This is a genomic window from Janthinobacterium sp. JC611 (assembly GCF_018682595.1).
Taxonomy (GTDB): Bacteria; Pseudomonadota; Gammaproteobacteria; order Burkholderiales; family Burkholderiaceae_D; genus Janthinobacterium.
Genome location: NZ_JAFLJN010000002.1, coordinates 140,300 through 158,658 on the forward strand (window position 1 = coordinate 140,300; position 18,359 = coordinate 158,658).

Annotated in this window: 13 protein-coding genes; 3 read left to right on the top strand and 10 right to left on the bottom strand. The window is 65.0% G+C overall.

Going from position 1 to position 18,359, the window contains the following annotated elements:
* Positions 1-116: 116 nt before the first annotated feature.
* From J0O65_RS02680 to J0O65_RS02690, 3 genes are all read right to left on the bottom strand, one after another.
* Positions 117-1,478 carry an amidase gene (locus J0O65_RS02680; protein ID WP_215403867.1) on the bottom strand — a complete coding sequence of 454 codons (1,362 nt, stop codon included), beginning with the start codon at positions 1,476-1,478 and terminating at the stop codon, positions 117-119.
* A 63-nt stretch (positions 1,479-1,541) separates the two neighbouring features.
* Entirely contained in the window at positions 1,542-2,774 is a 1,233-nt protein-coding gene (locus J0O65_RS02685) for a M20/M25/M40 family metallo-hydrolase (RefSeq protein WP_215403869.1), read from the bottom strand.
* Positions 2,771-4,003, bottom strand: coding sequence for a urate hydroxylase PuuD (locus tag J0O65_RS02690; RefSeq protein ID WP_215403871.1), 1,233 nt, complete (start codon positions 4,001-4,003; stop codon positions 2,771-2,773). The genes J0O65_RS02685 and J0O65_RS02690 overlap by 4 nt, the downstream gene beginning before the upstream one ends.
* Positions 4,004-4,134: 131 nt before the next feature.
* Here J0O65_RS02690 and J0O65_RS02695 point away from each other — a divergent pair, with 131 nt between their 5' ends.
* On the top strand, positions 4,135-5,073 hold the full coding sequence (locus J0O65_RS02695; RefSeq protein WP_034754583.1) for a LysR family transcriptional regulator: 939 nt from the start codon (positions 4,135-4,137) through the stop codon (positions 5,071-5,073).
* A gap of 73 nt (positions 5,074-5,146) precedes the next feature.
* A complete protein-coding gene (locus tag J0O65_RS02700; RefSeq protein WP_215403874.1) occupies positions 5,147-6,901 on the top strand; it encodes an allantoate amidohydrolase in 1,755 nt (584 codons plus the stop codon).
* A gap of 2 nt (positions 6,902-6,903) precedes the next feature.
* Here the strand turns inward: J0O65_RS02700 and J0O65_RS02705 are convergent, their stop codons facing one another.
* The 7 genes from J0O65_RS02705 to aptA all read right to left on the bottom strand — a co-directional run bounded on the left by J0O65_RS02705 (position 6,904) and on the right by aptA (position 16,679).
* On the bottom strand, positions 6,904-8,139 hold the full coding sequence (locus tag J0O65_RS02705) for a Zn-dependent hydrolase (RefSeq protein WP_215403876.1): 1,236 nt from the start codon (positions 8,137-8,139) through the stop codon (positions 6,904-6,906).
* A 10-nt stretch (positions 8,140-8,149) separates the two neighbouring features.
* The gene (hydA, locus tag J0O65_RS02710; protein ID WP_215403878.1) at positions 8,150-9,541 is read right to left on the bottom strand and encodes a dihydropyrimidinase; all 1,392 of its coding nucleotides are present in this window, start codon (positions 9,539-9,541) and stop codon (positions 8,150-8,152) included.
* Between the two features lie 21 nt (positions 9,542-9,562).
* Entirely contained in the window at positions 9,563-11,047 is a 1,485-nt protein-coding gene (locus J0O65_RS02715; protein WP_215403886.1) for an NCS1 family nucleobase:cation symporter-1, read from the bottom strand.
* 109 nt (positions 11,048-11,156) lie between these two features.
* Complete coding sequence (gene preA, locus J0O65_RS02720; RefSeq protein WP_215403888.1) at positions 11,157-12,437, bottom strand: NAD-dependent dihydropyrimidine dehydrogenase subunit PreA; 1,281 nt, start codon at positions 12,435-12,437, stop codon at positions 11,157-11,159.
* Positions 12,437-13,804: an NAD(P)-dependent oxidoreductase gene (locus tag J0O65_RS02725; RefSeq protein WP_215403890.1), complete on the bottom strand. Its 1,368-nt coding sequence runs from the start codon at positions 13,802-13,804 to the stop codon at positions 12,437-12,439. Before J0O65_RS02725 ends, preA begins: the two co-directional genes overlap by 1 nt.
* 47 nt (positions 13,805-13,851) lie before the next feature.
* On the bottom strand, positions 13,852-15,354 hold the full coding sequence (locus tag J0O65_RS02730) for a CoA-acylating methylmalonate-semialdehyde dehydrogenase (RefSeq protein ID WP_215403892.1): 1,503 nt from the start codon (positions 15,352-15,354) through the stop codon (positions 13,852-13,854).
* An 8-nt stretch (positions 15,355-15,362) separates the two neighbouring features.
* On the bottom strand, positions 15,363-16,679 hold the full coding sequence (gene aptA, locus J0O65_RS02735; protein ID WP_215403894.1) for an omega-aminotransferase AptA: 1,317 nt from the start codon (positions 16,677-16,679) through the stop codon (positions 15,363-15,365).
* Positions 16,680-16,883: 204 nt separating this feature from the next.
* On the opposite strand from aptA, the gene J0O65_RS02740 reads away from it, so the two are divergent.
* Complete coding sequence (locus J0O65_RS02740; RefSeq protein WP_215403896.1) at positions 16,884-18,353, top strand: aminotransferase-like domain-containing protein; 1,470 nt, start codon at positions 16,884-16,886, stop codon at positions 18,351-18,353.
* The last annotated feature ends 6 nt before the right edge of the window (positions 18,354-18,359 follow it).

Sequence of the window (18,359 nt, forward strand, 5' to 3'; positions counted from 1 at the left end):
CAGCTAATCAGGTCGTATCGGTGCACAGTGTGAAGTTTGCCGGCGCGGCAAAGCGCGACTATCCCATGTCAATGCCAGCCATCATGACAGAGTTGGCATTTTCCTGCACTAAGGCACTATTCTTTTTCACGCCCCCGCAACAGCGCCTCCACGGCGCGGCCGATTTGCAGCACTTGATCGTCGGCGCCCGCCAGGGCGCAAATGCCCAGGCCCACGGGCAGTTCGCCGTCGGCATGGCACGGCAGCGACAGCGCGCAGCCATCGAGGAAGTTGATCACGCTGGCGTTGCGCAGCGCCAGGCCATTCGTGGCGAAGAAGGTGGCGTCGTCCGCGTCCAGCGGCGCGACTTGCGGCGCGAGAATCGCCACGCTGGGCATCAGCCAGGCGTCGAACGGCGCCAGACGCTGTTTGGCGACGGCGATCAGGCGCGCGCGCGCATCGAGCAGGTCGATGTAGTCGGCCGCGCCCTGCTGCTGGCCGCGGCGGATGCGCGCCGCCACGCGCTGGTCGTACTGCGCGCCCTTTTCTTCAAGCAGCCCCCTGTGCCAGTGCCAGGCTTCCGCCGCCACCAGGCCGCCGCCGCCATTGATGCCCGGCAGTTCCAGCAGTTCCGGGAAATCGAACTGTTCGACTTGGGCGCCAGCTTGCCGCAGCTTGTCCAGCGCGGCGTCGAAAGCCTGCTGGACCTGCGGCTCCACGTGCGTGCCGACGTAGTCCAGGGTAAAGCCGAAACGCAAGCCCTTTAATGCCGATGCGCCGTCGGCGATCTCATGGCCCGACAGCGCCGCGTACAGAATGGCGCAGCAATCGACGCTGTGCGCGATGGGGCCGGCCGAATCGAGGGAGCGCGACAAGGGCAGCGTGCCGGCCAGCGGCACGGAAGCGGCCGTCGGCTTGAAACCCGTCAAGCCGCAAAAGGCGGACGGGATGCGGATCGAGCCGCCCGTGTCCGTGCCCAGCGCGCCGGCCGCCATGTCCAGCGCCACCGTCACGGCGCCGCCCGAGGTGGAGCCGCCCGCCACGCGCGCGCCGTCGTGCGGGTTGCGCGGCGTGCCGTAATGGGGATTCAGGCCCAGGCCGGAAAACGCGAATTCGCTCATGTTGGTGCGCCCCAGCAGGATGGCGCCGGCCGCGCGCAGGCGCGCCACGGCAAGCGCATCGGCGTCGGCGGGCGGCGCGTCGGCCAGCGCCAGCGAGGCGGCGCTGCTGACCTGCCCCCTGACGTCGAACAGGTCCTTGATCGAGATGGGCACGCCGGCCAGCGGCGAAGGCACCCAGCCGGCGGCGCGCGCCGCGTCGCTGGCGCGGGCCTCTGCCAGGGCCTGTGCGCCATCGACACTGACATAGGCGTGGCCGCCCTGCGCCCGGTGCGCCTCGGCGCGCGCCAGCATCTGCTCCGTCAGCGCCACGCTGGTGATGCGGCCGGCGGCCAGGTCAAGCGCCAGTTCCCTTATCGTCCTCTTGCCAGTCAACTCCATGCTGCCTCCTCGATTTTCCAGGCATGCATCTTACCGGATGCAAGCGGCAAGGCCGCCGTCTCGTCAAGCGGCCAGGAAGTCCAGCAAGGTCAGGGCGACGATCTTGCTGGCCTTGCGCAAGTCGTCCAGCGCCAGGCGCTCGTCGGCCTTCTTCGCGTTCGATTCAGGCACCGTGCGTGGGCCGGCGCCATACAGCACGGCGGGGATGCCCCGTTCGCCATACAGGCGCGCATCCGCATACAGGGGCGTGCCGACGGCGGGAATCGTCTCGCCGAGGATGGCTTGCGCATTTTTCTGCAGGCTGCCGACCAGTTGCTCGGAACCGGGCAAGGGCCGTAGCGCGTGCGACAGCAGCAGGCGGCGGATCTCGATGCGGATGCCGGGTTCGCCCCGCACGGCGTCCTCGATCAGCGCGCGCACCTGCGCTTCCACCGCCACCGGGTCTTCTTCCGGGATCATGCGCCGGTCCATCTTCATGACGACCTTGCCCGGCACCACATTGGTGTTCGTGCCGCCGTCGATGCGGCCCACCAGCATGGTGGGCGAGTCGATCCCCGCCACCTTGGACTTGATCTTCTTCAGCTCCGGCAGCTGGCCATAGATGGCGTTGAGGATCTTGTTGGCCGCCTGCAGCGCGTCGTGTCCCGTCTCCGGCATGGAACCATGGCCCGACTTGCCGTGCACGGTGATTTCCAGCTGCAGGCAGGCGTTGTGCGCCGTCACGATGCCGTAGCTGAAACCGGCGGCGATGACGAAATCGGGCTTCGTCAGCTGCTGTTCCAGCAGCCAGCCCGGTCCCAGCAAGCCGCCGAATTCCTCGTCGTAGGTGAAATGCAGTTCCAGCTGGCCCTTGAGCGGTATGCCCAGCGCTTCCAGGGCGCGCGCGGCGAATACATAGGTGGCGAAATCGCCTTTCGACACGGCCGTCGCGCGGCCGTAGATATAGCCGCCGTCGATCTGGCCGCCATACGGCGGATAGGTCCAGTTGTCGCCGGGCGGCACCACGTCGCCATGCGCATTCAGGGCCACGGTCGGCCCGCCCGCGCCGTACGGGCGGCGCACGATCAGGTTGGTGATGCTTTGCATGCCATACGCCTCGACCTGGTCCGCTGGCACCGCGTGCTGCTCGGCGTTCCAGCCATACGCCTGCAGCAACCGCGCCACCAGCTCCGCATGCGGCGCGTTGTTGCCGGGCGGGGTATCCGTCGGCTGCCGCACCACCTGCTGTAAAAAGGCGACTTCTTCGTCGAAGTGTTCGTCGATCCAGGCCGTGATTCGTTCCGCGTGCGTAGTCATTTTGCTCCTTGCATGGTCAGTTGCAGCCAGGCGCCCAGTTCGCTGCGCTCGGCCTCCGTCATATTGGTCAGGTTCCCGATCGGCATGGCCTTCAATTCGATGGCCTGCTTGTAGATTTGCGCCGCGTGCTGGCGGATTTCCGTTTCATTATCCAGCATCATGCCGGCCGGCGCCGTGGCGAAACCCGCTTGCGTGGGCCGGGCTGAATGGCAGGTGGCGCAGCGCTGGGCGATGATGGCATGCACGCTCTTGAACTGCGCGGCCGGATCCACCGCCGGCGCGGCCGCCATGGCCACGGGCGCTTTCGGCGCGATGGCGATAGCTATGGCCAGCAGCAGGGCCACGCCGATGGCCGGGTAGCGCCACTCCACGCGCCCCTTGTGGCGCAGGTTGAAGAAGTGGCGGATGAAGACGCCGGCCGCCATGATCAGCGCCAGCACCAGCCACGCATGGTCGTTGCGGTAGGTCATCGCGTAGTGGTTGCTGATCATGATGAACAGCACGGGCAAGGTAAAGTAATTGTTATGCACGCTGCGCTGCTTGGCCTTCTGGCCGTGCTTCGGATCGGGCAGCTTGCCGGCGGCCATGGCTTCGACCATCTTGCGCTGGCCGGGAATGATCAGCATCAGCACATTGGCCACCATGATGGTGCCGATCATGGCGCCCACGTGGATGTAGGCGGCGCGCCCGCTGAGCAAATGCGTGAGCACATACGCGGCGCAGACGATCAGCGCGAACACCGTCACGCCGAACCACAATTCATATTGCGCCAGCTTCGAGCGGCACAGCAGGTCGTACACGGTCCAGCCGATGACGAGGGTGGCGATGCCGATGCCCACGGCCTGGCCGCTGGAAATGTCGGCCACGGCTTTGTCGATCATCATGGCCTGGGCATTGAAGTAGTAGGCGATGGTCAAGAGCGCAAAGCCGGACAGCCAGGTCGAATACGCTTCCCACTTGAACCAGTGCAGTTCCTTCGGCAGTTCGGCGGGCGCCACCAGGTATTTTTGCGGGTTGTAGAAGCCGCCGCCATGCACGGCCCACAGCTCTCCCGACACGCCCTTCTTCGCCAGCTCGGAACCGGGCGCGGGCGGTCGGATCGAGTTGTCGAGCCAGACGAAATAAAAGGAAGCACCGATCCAGGCGATGCCCGTGATGACGTGCAGCCAGCGGACGATCAGGTTCAGCCACTCCAGGCCGTACGGGATCAGGTAGGCAACTACTTCCATAAATTTCCTCTCGTCAGACCGAACCAATATTCGTGCCAATCTACACAAGATAAACGGATTTACCGCCCACCACATGAAAAATATCGTATATTTGACATATTCAAATCGATATACAACAGAGGCGCCGCCACATGTCCAGCCTGCCGCAACACCTCGACCTGCACCTGATCCGCATCCTCTACCTGCTGCTGGTGGAAAAGAATGTCTCGCGCGTGGCGCTCAAGCTCAATCAGCCGCAGCCTTCGATTTCCGCCTCCTTGCGCAAGCTGCGCGAACTGACGGGCGACCCGCTGCTCGTGCGCGGCGCGCGCGGCATGGTGCCCACCCAGCATGGCGAAAGCCTGCTCAATCCGGCCAAACGCATCCTCGACCAGACGGAGAGCCTGTTCGTCAAGAAGACGCCGTTCGTGGCGCAGGAAGAGGCGCGCACCTTCCATATCGCCGCGCCCGACTACCTGGACAGCCAGTTCCTGCCCAACGTGGTGGCCCTGCTGCGCCGCGGTTCGCCGAAAAGCCGCGTCGTGCTGCACAGCCTGGGGCCGGGCATCGACCATATCCGCCAACTGTCCGACGGGGGCCTGGACCTGGTCATCGCCAACTGGGACGAGCCGCCCGCGCACCTGCACATCTCGAAGCTGTTCGAAGACCCCATCATCTGCGCCATGCATGCGGAAAACGCCTATGCGCGGCGCACGGCCAGCGACGCCATGACGCTCGACGATTATCTGAGCCTGCCCCACGTGGCGCCGTCGCAGATGATGCCCGGCTACCACGGCGTGATCGATTCCTTCCTCGAACGGCAAAACCTGCAGCGCAACGTGGTGGTGGAATCGGCGTACTTCGGCCTGATCCCCTACATGCTGACGCAGACGGACCTGGTGCTCACCACGGGCCGGCAATTCATGCGCTTCTATGAAAAGACGCTGCCGCTGAAAACGTATACCGTGCCATTGAAGTTCCCGCCCATGCGCTTTTACCAGCTGTGGCACCAGCGCGTGCACCAGGCGCCCGAGCACAAATGGCTGCGCGACCAGGTCAGCGCGGCCGCCAAGGCGCTGGTGCAGCGATAGCCGCTATCAGCACGCGCATATAATAGAGACAGGAACGGGGCGCTATCATCACCGCTTGCATGATCGGAAAACCATGACCACCCTTTCAGACCTGAACGCCGGCAGCCAGGCCGATTTTATCGCCCACCTGCATGGCATCTATGAACATTCGCCCTGGATCGCCCGGCGCGCGGCCCCCGTCCGGCCGTTCGCCAGCCTGACGGCGCTCAAGACGGAACTGCAGCGCGTGCTGGCGCAAGCCTCGCCCGAAGAGCAGCTGGGCCTGATACGCGCCCACCCCGAGCTGGCCGGCAAGGCCGCCATCGCGGGGCAGCTGACGGCGGAATCGACGCGCGAGCAGGCCAAGTCCGGCCTGAACCTGTGCAGCGCCGACGAATTCGCCACCTTGCAGCGCCTCAATAGCGAGTACAACGCCAGGTTCGGCTTTCCCTTCATCCTGGCCGTCAAGGGACCGACGGGCGAAGGCTTGACGCGCCAGGACATCATCGCCACGTTTGCGCGGCGCCTGAAAAACCGCCATGCCGATGAACTGGCCGAATCGCTGCGGCAGATCAAGCGCATCGCCGAGCTGCGCCTGAACGACCTGTTCGACGTGCGCCTGGAATTCGGTCCGGCCATCATGCAGCAGGCGGAAACCCTGGCCGGCTGGAGCGACAGCGACTACAACCTGACCTGCGCCTACCTGACGCCGGCGCACCGGAAAACGGCCGCGCAGCTGGCCGACTGGATGCGCGAGGCGGGCATGCAGGTGCGCATCGACGCCGTCGGCAATGTAGTCGGACGCTACCTTTCCGACACGCCAGGCGCGAAGACCCTGATGACGGGCTCGCATTACGACACGGTGCGCAACGGCGGCAAGTACGATGGCCGGCTGGGCATCGTGCTGCCGATCGCCGTCGTGCGCCACCTGCATGAACGGGGTGAAAAACTGCCGTTCCACGTCGAAATCGTCGGCTTCGCCGAAGAGGAAGGCGTGCGCTTCAAGAGTACGTTCTTGGGCAGCACGGCCGTCACGGGCAGGTTCGACGTGTCGCTGCTGGAGCAGCTCGATATGGATGGCGTGAGCATGCGCGACGCGCTGGCCGCCGCAGGTCACGAGGCCAGCGCCATCGGCGCCATCGCGCGCGATCCGGCCGACTTGCTCGGCTATGTGGAAGTGCATATCGAACAGGGCCCCGTGCTGCTCGAACGCGACCTGCCGCTGGGGATCGTCACGGCGATCGCCGGCAGCTCGCGCTACCTCGTGACCTTGGGCGGCGTGGCCAGCCACGCGGGCACCACGCCCATGACCATGCGCAAGGACGCGGCCAGCGCGGCGGCCGAAATCATCCTGCTGGTGGAACGGCGCTGCAGCGAGGGCGAGGCGCTGGTGGGCACGGTGGGCCAGCTGCACGTGCCCAACGGCTCCGTCAACGTGATCGCCGGCGCCTGCACCCTGTCGCTCGACATCCGCGCGGCCGTTGATGCCGTGCGCCAGGCGGCCGTCGACGATATTCTCGACGGCATCGCCGCCATCTGCGCGCGGCGCCAGATCGACTATCAGCTCGAACTGCTGCTGTCGGCGCATGCGGCGCCGTGCGCGCCGTGGCTGATGGCGCAGCTGGCGCAGGCCGTGGAATCGGTGGGCATCGCCCCGTATGCGCTGCTGTCGGGCGCCGGCCACGACGCCATGGCGATGGCCGCCATCACCGACGTGGCCATGCTGTTTACCCGCTGCGGCAATGGCGGTATCAGCCACAATCCGCTGGAAACCATGACGGCCGACGACGCCGACATCGCGGCGCGCGCGCTGCTGGCCTTTTTGCGCAACTTCCAGCCAAAACCGTAGGGTTACACGGCCACCGCCCGCTCCAGCATCGCGTGCAGCAGCACGTTGCAGCCCGCTTCCAGGTGTTCGGGCCTGGCGTCCTCGATTTCATTGTGGCTGATGCCGTCCTTGCACGGCACGAAGATCATGCCGGCCGGCGCCAGGCGGGCCGCGTAGATGGCGTCGTGGCCGGCGCCGGAGACCACGTCCATCACGGAGTAGCCCAGCTTTTCCGTCGCGTTGCGCACGGCGCCCACGCAATCGGGGTGGAACGGGCACGGCGGATAGTAGGAGACTCTTTCCAATGAAATGCCCAGCCCAGTCCTGTCGCGCGTGGCGTCGATGAAGGCCGTGATCTCGCCATGCATGGTGTCGAGCAGCTCATCGTTCACGTTGCGCAGGTCGATGCTGAATTTGACTTCGCCGGGAATCACGTTGCGGCTGTTCGGGAAGACCTGCACCATGCCCACCGTGCCGCGCCCGTATGGCGGGTAGCGGTTGGCGATGGCGACGACTTCCTGCATGATGCTGGTGGCCACCTGCAGCGCATCCTTGCGCAAGCCCATGGGCGTCGGTCCCGCATGCGCTTCCATGCCCGTCACCACGCAGTCGTACCACGACAGTCCCATCACGGCCGGCACCACGCCGATCACCTTGTCGGCGTCTTCCAGCACGGGACCCTGCTCGATATGCGTTTCAAAGTAGGCGCCGATGGGATGGTGGCCCGGCACCTGCTCGCCCTTGTATCCGATGCGCGCCAGCTCCTCGCCCACCGTTTTCCCTTCCGTGTCCTTCGCCGCGTAGGCGGTTTCGAGCGAAAAGGCGCCGCAGAACACGCCCGAACCCATCATCACGGGCACGAAGCGCGAGCCTTCCTCGTTGGTCCAGAAGGCCACTTCGATGGGCGCCCGCGTCTTGATCTGCAAATCGTTCAGGGTGCGCACCACTTCCAGGCCGGCCAGCACGCCGTAATTGCCGTCGAACTTGCCGCCCGTGGGCTGCGTATCGATATGGCTGCCCGTCATCACGGGCGGCAGGGTGTTGTCCGTGCCGTCGCGGCGCATGAAGACATTGCCGATCTGGTCGATGGTGATGCTCATGCCGGCCTCCCTGCCCCAGCTTACCACCAGGTCGCGGCCTTCCTTGTCGAGGTCCGTCAGGGCCAGGCGCTTGACGCCGCCCTTCGCTGTCGCGCCGATCTGCGCCAGTTCCATCAGGGCCGCCCACAATCGTTCGCCATTGATACGCAATACATCCATCGTCAACTCCTTATGCGGCGGTGGCGGAAAAGGCGGGCCGTTCAACATAGCGCCCGGCTCCTTCGACGGCCATCAATTCGCCCTGGTGGAACACCACCTTGCCGGCGGCAATCGTGGTGCTGGGGATGCCGCGCACGGTGCGCCCTTCGAAGACGTTGAAGCCTCCCCTGGCGAACTGCGTGGCGGCGGAAATGGTGCGCGTGCCTTGCGGGTCCCACAGCACGATGTCGGCGTCGCTGCCTGCCGCGATGACGCCCTTGCGTGGATACATATTGAAGATCTGCGCCGCATTCGTCGACGAGACCTTGACGAATTCGGACGGCGTCAGCATGCCCGAATTGACGCCCGCGTCCCAGACGACGGCCATGCGTTCCTCCACGCCGCCGCAGCCGTTCGGGATGCGCGTGAAGTCATCCTTGCCGGCCGCCTTCTGCTCGGCGCAAAAGGTGCAATGGTCGGTGGCCGTCGTGTGCAGGTTGCCGCTTTGCAGGCCGTGCCACAGGGCCGATTGATGGTGCTTGCCGCGAAACGGCGGGCTCATGACGTGGCCGGCCACGTAGTCGAAATCCTCGCCCTGGTAGACGCTGTCGTCGATCACCAGGTGGCCGGCCAGCGCTTCGCCATACACGCGCTGGCCGTTGGCGCGCGCCCGCGTGATGGCGTCCAGCGATTCGGCGCACGAAACGTGCACGATGTACACGGGGGTATGTAAGACGTTGGCGATGGCGATGGCGCGGTTGGCCGCCTCCGCCTCGACTGCTGGTGGACGAGACAGCGGGTGCGCCTGCGGCCCGGTAATCCCCTTCTTCAGCAAGGCTTGCTGCAACTGGAAAACCAGCTCGCCGTTTTCCGCATGCACGGTGGGCAGCGCGCCCAGCTCCAGCGAGCGGCTAAAGCTTTTCACCAGGGTTTCATCGTCGGCCATGATGGCGTTCTTGTAGGCCATGAAGTGCTTGAAGCTGTTCACGCCATGTTCGCGCACCAGCACTCCCATCTCTGCATGTACCTGCTCGCTCCACCAGGTGATCGCCACATGGAAGGTATAGTCGCCGGCGGCCTTGGCCGACCATGCGCGCCACTGGTGATAGGCCTCGATCAGCGACTGCTTCGGCGCGGGAATGACGAAGTCCATGATGGTGGTGGTGCCGCCGGCCAGACCCGCCGCCGTGCCCGTGAAAAAATCGTCGGACGTCACGGTGCCCATGAAAGGCAAATTCATGTGCGTGTGGGTGTCTATCCCGCCCGGCATCACGTACAGGCCGCCCGCGTCGATCACCGTGGCGCCGGCGGGAGCCACCAGGTTCTCGCCGACGGCGGCGATGGTGTCGCCCTCGATCAGCACATCGGCGCGAAACGCCCGGTCGGCGTTGACGACGGTGCCGCCACGTATCAGTGTAGTCATCTTGTCTCCTTCTCGAAAAGATCAGGACTGCGGCGCCTGCTGCGCGTGCGCCACGGCCTTGCCCTTCATCATGGCGCCGTATACGACCGCGGCGATGGCCACGCCCACGAACCAGGCGTAGGTGTAGATGGTTTTAAACCCTTCGGCCACGCCGGGAAACGCCGTGGGAAAGGCCGCGTTCAAAAAGCCAGGGATGTTCGGCAGCACGGCGATGACGAAGGCGATCAGGGCCGCCGTGTTCCAGCCATTGCCATACGAGTAGACGCCATCGTTGCGGTACAGCTGCCTGACGTCGAGCTGCGTCTTGCGCACGAAATAATAATCGACGATGAGGATGCCGGCGATGGGGCCCAGCAGAGCCGAGTAGCCGATCAGCCACGTGAAGATATAGCCCTGCGTCGATTCGAGCACCTTCCACGGCATCATGACGATGGCGATGAAGGCCGTGATGTAGCCGCCCATCTTGTATGAAATCTGCTTCGGCGCCAGCGAGGAAAAATCGTACGCCGGGCCCACCAGGTTGGCCGCCAGGTTGACGCTGACCGTGTCGATCAAGAGGATGATCAGGGCGATCAGCACGGCCGCGCCCGTCATGCGGCTGGCCAGGTCGACGGGGTCCCAGATGGCCTTGCCGTACATGACGACGGAACCCGCCGTGACGATCACGGCCAGCATGGCCAGCAATCCCATCGGCACCGGCAAGCCGATCGACTGGCCGATCACCTGGTCGCGCTGCGTCTTGGCGAAGCGCGTGAAGTCGGGGATGTTCAAGGCCAGGGTGGCCCAGAAGCCCACCATGGCGGTGAGCGACGGCCAGAAGACGCTCCAGAACTGGCCCGCCTTTTTACCGCCGGGGATGAATTGCGATGGCTGGTCCAGCAGGCTGGCCACGCCGCCCGCCTTGCTGTGCACCCAGTACAGCAGCACGAAGCAGATGAGGATTTTCAGCGGCGCCGTATAGGTTTCGAGCTTGCGGATCGACTCCATGCCGTGCAGGATGTAATAGAACTGGATGGCCCAGAAAGCCAGGAAGCACAGCAGCTGGCTGCCATTGATGCCCAGGCCCGCGATCTTCTCGCCGCCCAGCTCATGGCCCACCAGCACGCCCATCAGGGTGTAGATCATCTGGCCGCCGAACCAGGTCTGGATGCCATACCAGCCGCAGGCGACGATGGCGCGCATCAGGGCCGGCAAGCGCGCGCCCATGGTGCCGAACGAGGCGCGCGCCAGCACCGCATACGGGATGCCGTACTTGGTGCCCGCGTGGCCGATCAGCAGCATGGGCAAGAGCACGATGGCGTTGGCGAGAAATACCGTGAGCACGGCCTGGTAACCGGACATGCCGCTGTCGATCAGGCTGGCCGACAGGGTGTAGGCGGGAATGCACATCACCATGCCCACCCACAGCGCGGCGAAGTGGTACCAGCGCCAGGTGCGCTGCGCCGCCGTGGTGGGCGCCAGGTCTTCATTCCAGAGTTGCGTGTTGCCTGAATAGTCGTGGTTCACAGGGTTGCTCCATCGGTTGGGAGGTTGGGCGTTTTAAAAACGGCTGCGGCCTAGCTTACTGCAAAGTTGGGCAACTGTTTATAAAATATACGTACGCAAAAAGCATGCCCTATGCCGTCTCCGCCAACGCCCGTGGATTCCTGGGATCCTGCGTCCAGTTCATGTATGGCTTGCCCGTGGCTTGCGGCACCATCGTGATGCAGCCCTGCACCGGACAGGTGATTTCGCACAGGTTGCAGCCCACGCATTCCTCCTTGATCACTTCATAGGTGCGCGTGCCGGCGGCGTCGATCAGCTGCGCAATCGACTGGTGCGAGGTGTCTTCGCAAGCCACATAGCACTTGCCGCACTTGATGCAGTCGTCCTGGTTGATCTGCGCGATCACCTGGTAATTCATGTCCAGGTATTTCCAGTCCGTCGTGTTGGCCACGGCCTTGCCGGAAAAGTCGCTGATGCGCGCATAGCCCTTCTCGTCCATCCAGCGCGACAGGCCATCCTTCATCTCGTCGACGATACGGAAACCATGCAGCATGGCGGCCGTGCACACCTGCACGCAGCCGGCGCCCAGGGCGAGGAATTCGGCCGCGTCGCGCCAGTTGCCGATGCCGCCGATGCCGGAAATGGGCAAGCCGCGCGTCTGCGGATCGCGGGCGATTTCCGCCACCATGTTCAAGGCGATGGGCTTGACGGCTGCGCCGCAATAGCCGCCGTGCGTGCTGGCGCCGCCCACGATGGGCAAGGCCACCATGCGGTCCAGGTCCAGCGAGGTGATCGAGTTGATGGTGTTGATCAGCGAGACGGCGTCCGCGCCGCCCGCCTTGGCCGCGCGCGCCGGCATGCGCACGTCCGTGATGTTGGGCGTGAGCTTGACGATGACGGGGAGTTTGCTGTGCTTCTTGCACCAGGCGGTCACCATCTGCACATACTCGGGCACCTGGCCCACGGCCGCGCCCATGCCCCGCTCCGGCATGCCGTGCGGACAGCCGAAATTGAGTTCAATGCCGTCCGCCCCTGTTGCCTCGACCTTGGGCAGGATGTCGGCCCAGTAGTGCTCTTCGCAGGGCAGCATCAGCGAGACGATCATGGCGCGGTCGGGCCAGTCCTTTTTCACCTGCGTGATTTCGCGCAGGTTGATTGCCAAAGAGCGGTCGGTGATCAGTTCGATGTTATTGAAGCCCACCACTTCGCGGTTCTTGCCGTACAGGGCGGAATAGCGCGACGAGACGTTGACGGCGGCAGGGTCTTCACCGAGCGTCTTCCACACGACGCCGCCCCACCCCGCCTCAAAGGCGCGCACCACGTTATAAGCCTTGTCGGTCGGCGGCGCGGACGCCAGCCAGAAGGGATTCGGCGCCTTGATGCCGCAAAATTCGATGCTGAGATCAGCCATTATGCAGCCTCCGCTTTGGAAAGAAGATCGTGATGGATGGCCAGTGCGGCCAGCTTGCCATGCTGGACGGCTTGCACCGTCAAGTCCTGTCCCGGCGCCACGCAGTCGCCGCCCGCGTAGATCCCGGGCAGTACCGTGCGAAAACCTGCGTCGACGGCGATCTTGTCGCCTGCGCGTTGCAGGAGCGACGCCATCGGATCATGCAGCACGTCCGTGTCGAGGCTCTGGCCGATGGCCTTGAAGACGGCGTCGGCCGCCACGTCGAAGGTTTCACCGGTGCCCGCCAGGCGCGTGCCCTGCATGCGTGTCTTCTCGAAGCGCATGCCGGCCACCTTGCCCTCGCCATCGAGCAGCACCTGCCGCGGCTGGGCCCACGTCAGCATGCGCACCTGGTTGGCCTTGGCGATCTCCTGTTCGTGATGCGTGGCCGTCATGGCGTCGAAACCGCGCCGGTACACGAGGGTGACTTCCTCGGCGCCCAGGCGCTGGATTTGCACGGCCATGTCGATGGCCGTATTCCCCGCGCCAATCACAAGCGCCCGTTTCGGCACGGGCAGCGCGGCCAGGTCGTCCGCCTGGCGCAGCGCGCTGATGTAGTCGACGGCGGCCAGCAAGCCCGGCGCCTCCTCGCCCGTCAAGCCCAGCTTGCGGCTGGCGCCCAGGCCGAGGCCCAGGAAGACGGCGTCGTACTGCGCATGCAGGTCGCGCAGCTGCAGGTTCTCGCCCAGCGCCTGCCGACATCGGATCTCGATGCCGCCGATGCCCAGCAGGAAGTCGATTTCCTTTTGCGCGAAATCGTCCGTCAGCTTGTATTTGGCGATGCCGTATTCATTCAGGCCGCCCGCCTTGCCTTCCTTCTCGAAGATCACCACGTCGTGGCCCAGCATCGCCAGGCGGTGCGCGCACGACAGGCCCGCCGGTCCCGCGCCGACGATGGCGATCGTCTTGCCCGTGCCTGCCGCCCGTTTGAAAGGGTGCGCCGCGAACTGCATGTGGTCGACGGCGTAGCGCTGCAACAGGCCAATCTTGACGGGTTGGCCTTCCGCGTCGTGGTTGCGCACGCAGACGTCTTCACACAGGATTTCCGTGGGACAGACGCGGGCGCAGCTGCCGCCCAGGATGTTCTGCTTCAGGATACCGGCGGCGGCGCCGTTGATGTTCTTGTCGTGGATGTTGCGGATGAAGCTGGCCACGTCGATTTCCGACGGACAGATACGGCTGCACGGCGCGTCGTAGCAGTACAGGCAGCGGGCGCTTTCGATGGCGGCCTGGCGCGCCGTCAGGGGCGGCGCCAGGTCCGTGAAATGCCCCGCCAGTTCGGCGTTGGGCAGGGCGGGATGCGGCAAATAGTTGAGAGACTCGATCATCGCGTTTTCCTTCTTTTGGCCTGCGGTGGACTGTTAGTGTGAAACCGTCACTTCATCTGGGGAAAAGCAAATTCCACGCCTGCGCTTGCCGTGTTCGGCCAGCGCTGCATCACGGCCTTGTGGCGCGTGTAGAAGCGCACGCCTTCGGGGCCATACGCATGGTGGTCGCCAAACATGCTGCGCTTCCAGCCGCCAAAGCTGTTGAAGGCCATCGGCACGGGCAGGGGGATGTTGACGCCCACCATGCCGACCTGGATCTGGCGCACGAATTCGCGCGCCACGCCGCCGTCGCGCGTGTAGATGGCCACGCCGTTGCCATACTCGTTGGCGTTGATCAGCTCCACCGCATGCACCACGTCAGGACAGCGCAGCACGCACAGCACGGGGCCGAAAATCTCTTCCTTGTAGATGCTCATGTCGCGCGTGACGTGGTCGAACAGGGTGCCGCCGACAAAGAAGCCATTCTCGCGGCCCGGCACCACATGGTTGCGGCCATCGACCACCAACGTCGCGCCCTGCTGCACGCCCGAGGCGATGAGTTTTTCGATGCGCTGCTTGGCGGCCAGCGACACGACCGGTCCCATTTCCGCGCCATCGGCCATGCCGTCGCGCACTTTCAGTGCGGCCGTGCGCGTCGCCAGTGCGTCGATCAACTTGTCGCCCGCGTCGCCCACGGCCACGACGACGGAGATGGCCATGCAGCGTTCGCCCGCCGAACCGTAGGCCGCGCCGATCAGCGCATCGACCGTCATGTCCATGTCTGCGTCGGGCATCACCACCATGTGGTTTTTCGCGCCGCCCAGCGCTTGCACGCGCTTGCCGCTGGCGCTGCCGCGCGCATAGATGTATTCGGCGATGGGCGTGGAACCGACAAAGCTGATCGCCTGCACGACCGGGTGGTCGAGCAAGGCGTCGACCGTCACCTTGTCGCCCTGCACCACGTTGAAGACGCCGTCGGGCAGGCCGGCCTCCTTCAGCAATTTGGCGTGCAGCAGGGAGGCGGACGGATCGCGCTCGGACGGTTTCAGGACGAAGGTATTGCCGCAGGCGATGGCGACGGGGAACATCCACATCGGCACCATCACGGGAAAATTGAATGGCGTGATGCCGGCCACCACACCGAGCGCCTGGCGCATGGACCAGGCGTCGATGCCGCGCGAAATCTGGTCCGTGAATTCGCCTTTCAGCAATTGCGGGATGCCGACGGCAAATTCCACCATCTCGATGCCGCGCGCCACCTCGCCCTGGGCGTCGGCGAAGGTCTTGCCATGCTCGCGCGTGAGCATGGCGGCAAACTCGTCCGTATGCTGCTGGCACAGCTGCAGGTAGCGGAACAGCACGCGCGCGCGCGTCAGCGGCGGCGTGGCCGACCAGGAGGGAAAGGCGGCGGCCGCCGCCTGCACGGCAGAGTCGACGTCTTCGCTGGTGCCCAGCGCCACCCGGGCGACGGGTACGCCCAACGCGGGGTTGTAGACGTCGCCATAGCGGCCGCTATTCGTGTCGACTTTGGCGCCGTTGATGTAGTGGGTGATGGTGTCGAGCGTGTTCATGGTGTTCCTTAGTCGAGATTTTTGAGTACCTTGGCCAGCTTGCCGAACAGCTCGTCGATATGCTGTTTTTCCAGCACCAGCGGCGGCGACAGGGCGATGATGTCGCCCGTCGTACGTATCAGCACGCCGTCGGCGAAGGCTTGCTTGAAGGCCTTGAAGGCGCGCGCACCGGGTTTGCCGGCGATGGGGGCGAGTTCGATGCCGGCGATCAGGCCGATGCTGCGCAAGTCGATCACGTGCGGCAAGCCTTTCAGGGAATGCACGGCGTCGCTCCAATACGCCTGCATACTTTTCGCGTGGCCCAGGATGTCCTGCTCCTCGAACACTTGCAAGGTGGCCAGCGAGGCGGCGCAAGCCAGCGGGTGGCCGGAATACGTGTAGCCGTGGAACAGTTCGATGCCGGGCGGCGCGTCCATGAAGGCGTCGTGGATGTATTTTTTGCTGAACACGGCGCCCATCGGCACCATGCCGTTGGTCAGGCCCTTGGCCGTCGTCATCAGGTCCGGCTCGACGTCGAAATAATCGGCGGCGAACGGCGTCGTCATGCGGCCGAATCCCGTGATCACTTCATCGAAGATCAGGAGGATGCCGTGCTTGGTGCACAGCTCGCGCAAGCGTTTCAGATAGCCTTTCGGCGGGATCAGCACGCCCGTGGAGCCGGCCACCGGTTCGACGATGACGGCGGCAATCGTCGAGGCGTCGTGCAGGGCGACGATGCGTTCCAGTTCATCGGCCAGGTGGGTGCCGTATTCGGGCTCGCCCACCGTGTAGGCGTTCTTGTCGAGGTTATGCGTGTGCGGCAGGTGGTCCACGCCGGGCAGCAAGGGGCCGAAGGTCTTGCGGTTGCCGCCGATGCCGCCCACGGAAATGCCGCCGAAGCCCACGCCGTGGTAGCCGCGTTCGCGGCCGATCAGGCGCGTGCGCGCCCCCTCGCCGCGCGCCCGGTGGTAGGCCAGCGCGATCTTCAAGGCCGTGTCGACGGCTTCGGAACCGGAGTTGGTGTAGAAAACGTGGCCGAACTTATGCCCCGTGTAGTCCATCAGTTTTTCCGCCAGGTCGAAGGCGGCCGGATGGCCCATCTGGAAGGTGGGCGCGAAGTCGAGCTGGCCCACCATGTCGCGGATGGCGCCGACGATCTTCGGCTGTGCATGGCCGCACGGCACGCACCACAGGCCGGCCGTGCCATCGAGGATGGCGTTGCCATCGACGTCCTTGTAGTACATGCCTTCGGCCGACACCAGCAGGCGAGGGTTGGCCTTGAAATCGCGGTTGTTCGTAAACGGCATCCAGAATGCCGACATCGATTCCGGCCTTGTTTCGTTCATGACCTTCTCCTTGGGATGGGCTGGCGCGGAGCCAGGATCGTTTTTGACGAAGCGTAAAATAATTTACCAGTTGGCAAAAAGCTGATGTAATAATAGACAGGCCATCCCCAATGGCACAGATACACAAACGGCAAAGTATCCCAACCGTACAGGTCGAAAAACCAATACAGTTTTTTTTGCGCAAGGCAGCATAAGGAGCCACCGGTGACGCACGACGTGAAACAGGACGAGGGCGAAGGTAACGCCAGTGGCTGGCCCGTGCTGGACATCGACCGCCAGAAAAAGGGCGGCCTCGTTGAGCAGATCGTCATCGCCATCAGCGTCATGGTGGGCAGCCGCGCCCTGCGCATCGGCACGCGCATGCCCTCCGTGCGCCAGTTCGCCCGCTGCAATGGCGTGTCGACTTTTACCGTCGTCGAATCGTATGACCGCCTGGTCAACCTGGGCCTGCTGTCGTCGCGGCGCGGTTCCGGCTACTTCGTCGCGCGCCACGATGTCGCCGCCTCACCGCAGGCAGCCCTCATTGCCAGCACCCTTGCCAGCCCCACCGCCATCGACGCCCTCACGCCGGACCTGTATTCGGGCGTGTCCGACGCCCTGCCCGTGGGCGCGGGCTGGCTGCCGCCCGAGATGTATGGCGAAGCGACCGTGCTCGATGCCGTGCGCCAGGCCATGCGCATTCCCGCCAGCCGGCTGCGCGGCTACGGCCACCCGCTGGGCTTTCCCTCGCTGCGCCAGCACCTGGCCGCCAGCTTGTCGGAAGAGCTGTTCCAGGTGGAGCCGGACCAGGTCTTGCTGACGCATGGCGCCACGCACGCCTTTGACCTGATCCTGCGCAGCCTGACCAAGCCGGGCGACACGGTGCTGGTGGAAGACCCCGGCTACAGCAATCTGCAGTCGCTGATCCGCCACCACGGCTGCATCCCCGTCGGCATTGCGCGGGGCGAGGCGGGGCTCGATCTCGAAGCGCTGGCCGTTGAAGCCGCGCGCACGCAGCCCAAGCTGATGTTCGTCAACACGGTGCTGCAAAATCCGCTCGGCACCTCGCTCAGCCAGGCGCAGGCGCACCGCCTGCTGGCGCTGGCCGAGCAATTCGATTTCTGGCTGGTGGAAGACGATATCTACCGCGAACTGGCGGCGCGCGGCGACGCGTCGCTGGCGGCCATGGACGGCTTGCGCCGCGTGATCCGCGTGGGCAGTTTTTCCAAGACCCTGTCGCCCGTGCTGCGCGTGGGGTCGATCTGCGCCTCGCCGCCGCTGGTGGCCGAACTGGTGCGAGTGAAAATGCTGGCGGGACTGACGACGTCGGAAATCAACGAGCGCGCCGTCTACCACGCCGTCTCCGCGCGGCCCTACAAGCGCATGGTGGAACGCCTGGTGGCGCAGCTCGAGGCGGCCCGCGAGCGCAGCATCGACTGCCTGGCGCAGGCGGGCATGGCGCCCGTGGCGCGTCCGCGCGGCGGCATGTTCGTCAGCGCCGGCTGGCCCGACGTGCAGACGCCGGAGTGGAATGGCAAGATCATCGCCGACATGGCCTTGAAGGCCGGCATCCTGCTGTCGCCGAACGAATTTTTCATGCTGCGCGCGCCCGAGACGGTGTGGTTCCGCTTCAACGTGGCCTACACCGATACCCCTGTGCTGCAGGCCTTCCTGCAAACGATCCGCCCACGCTGAGGAACC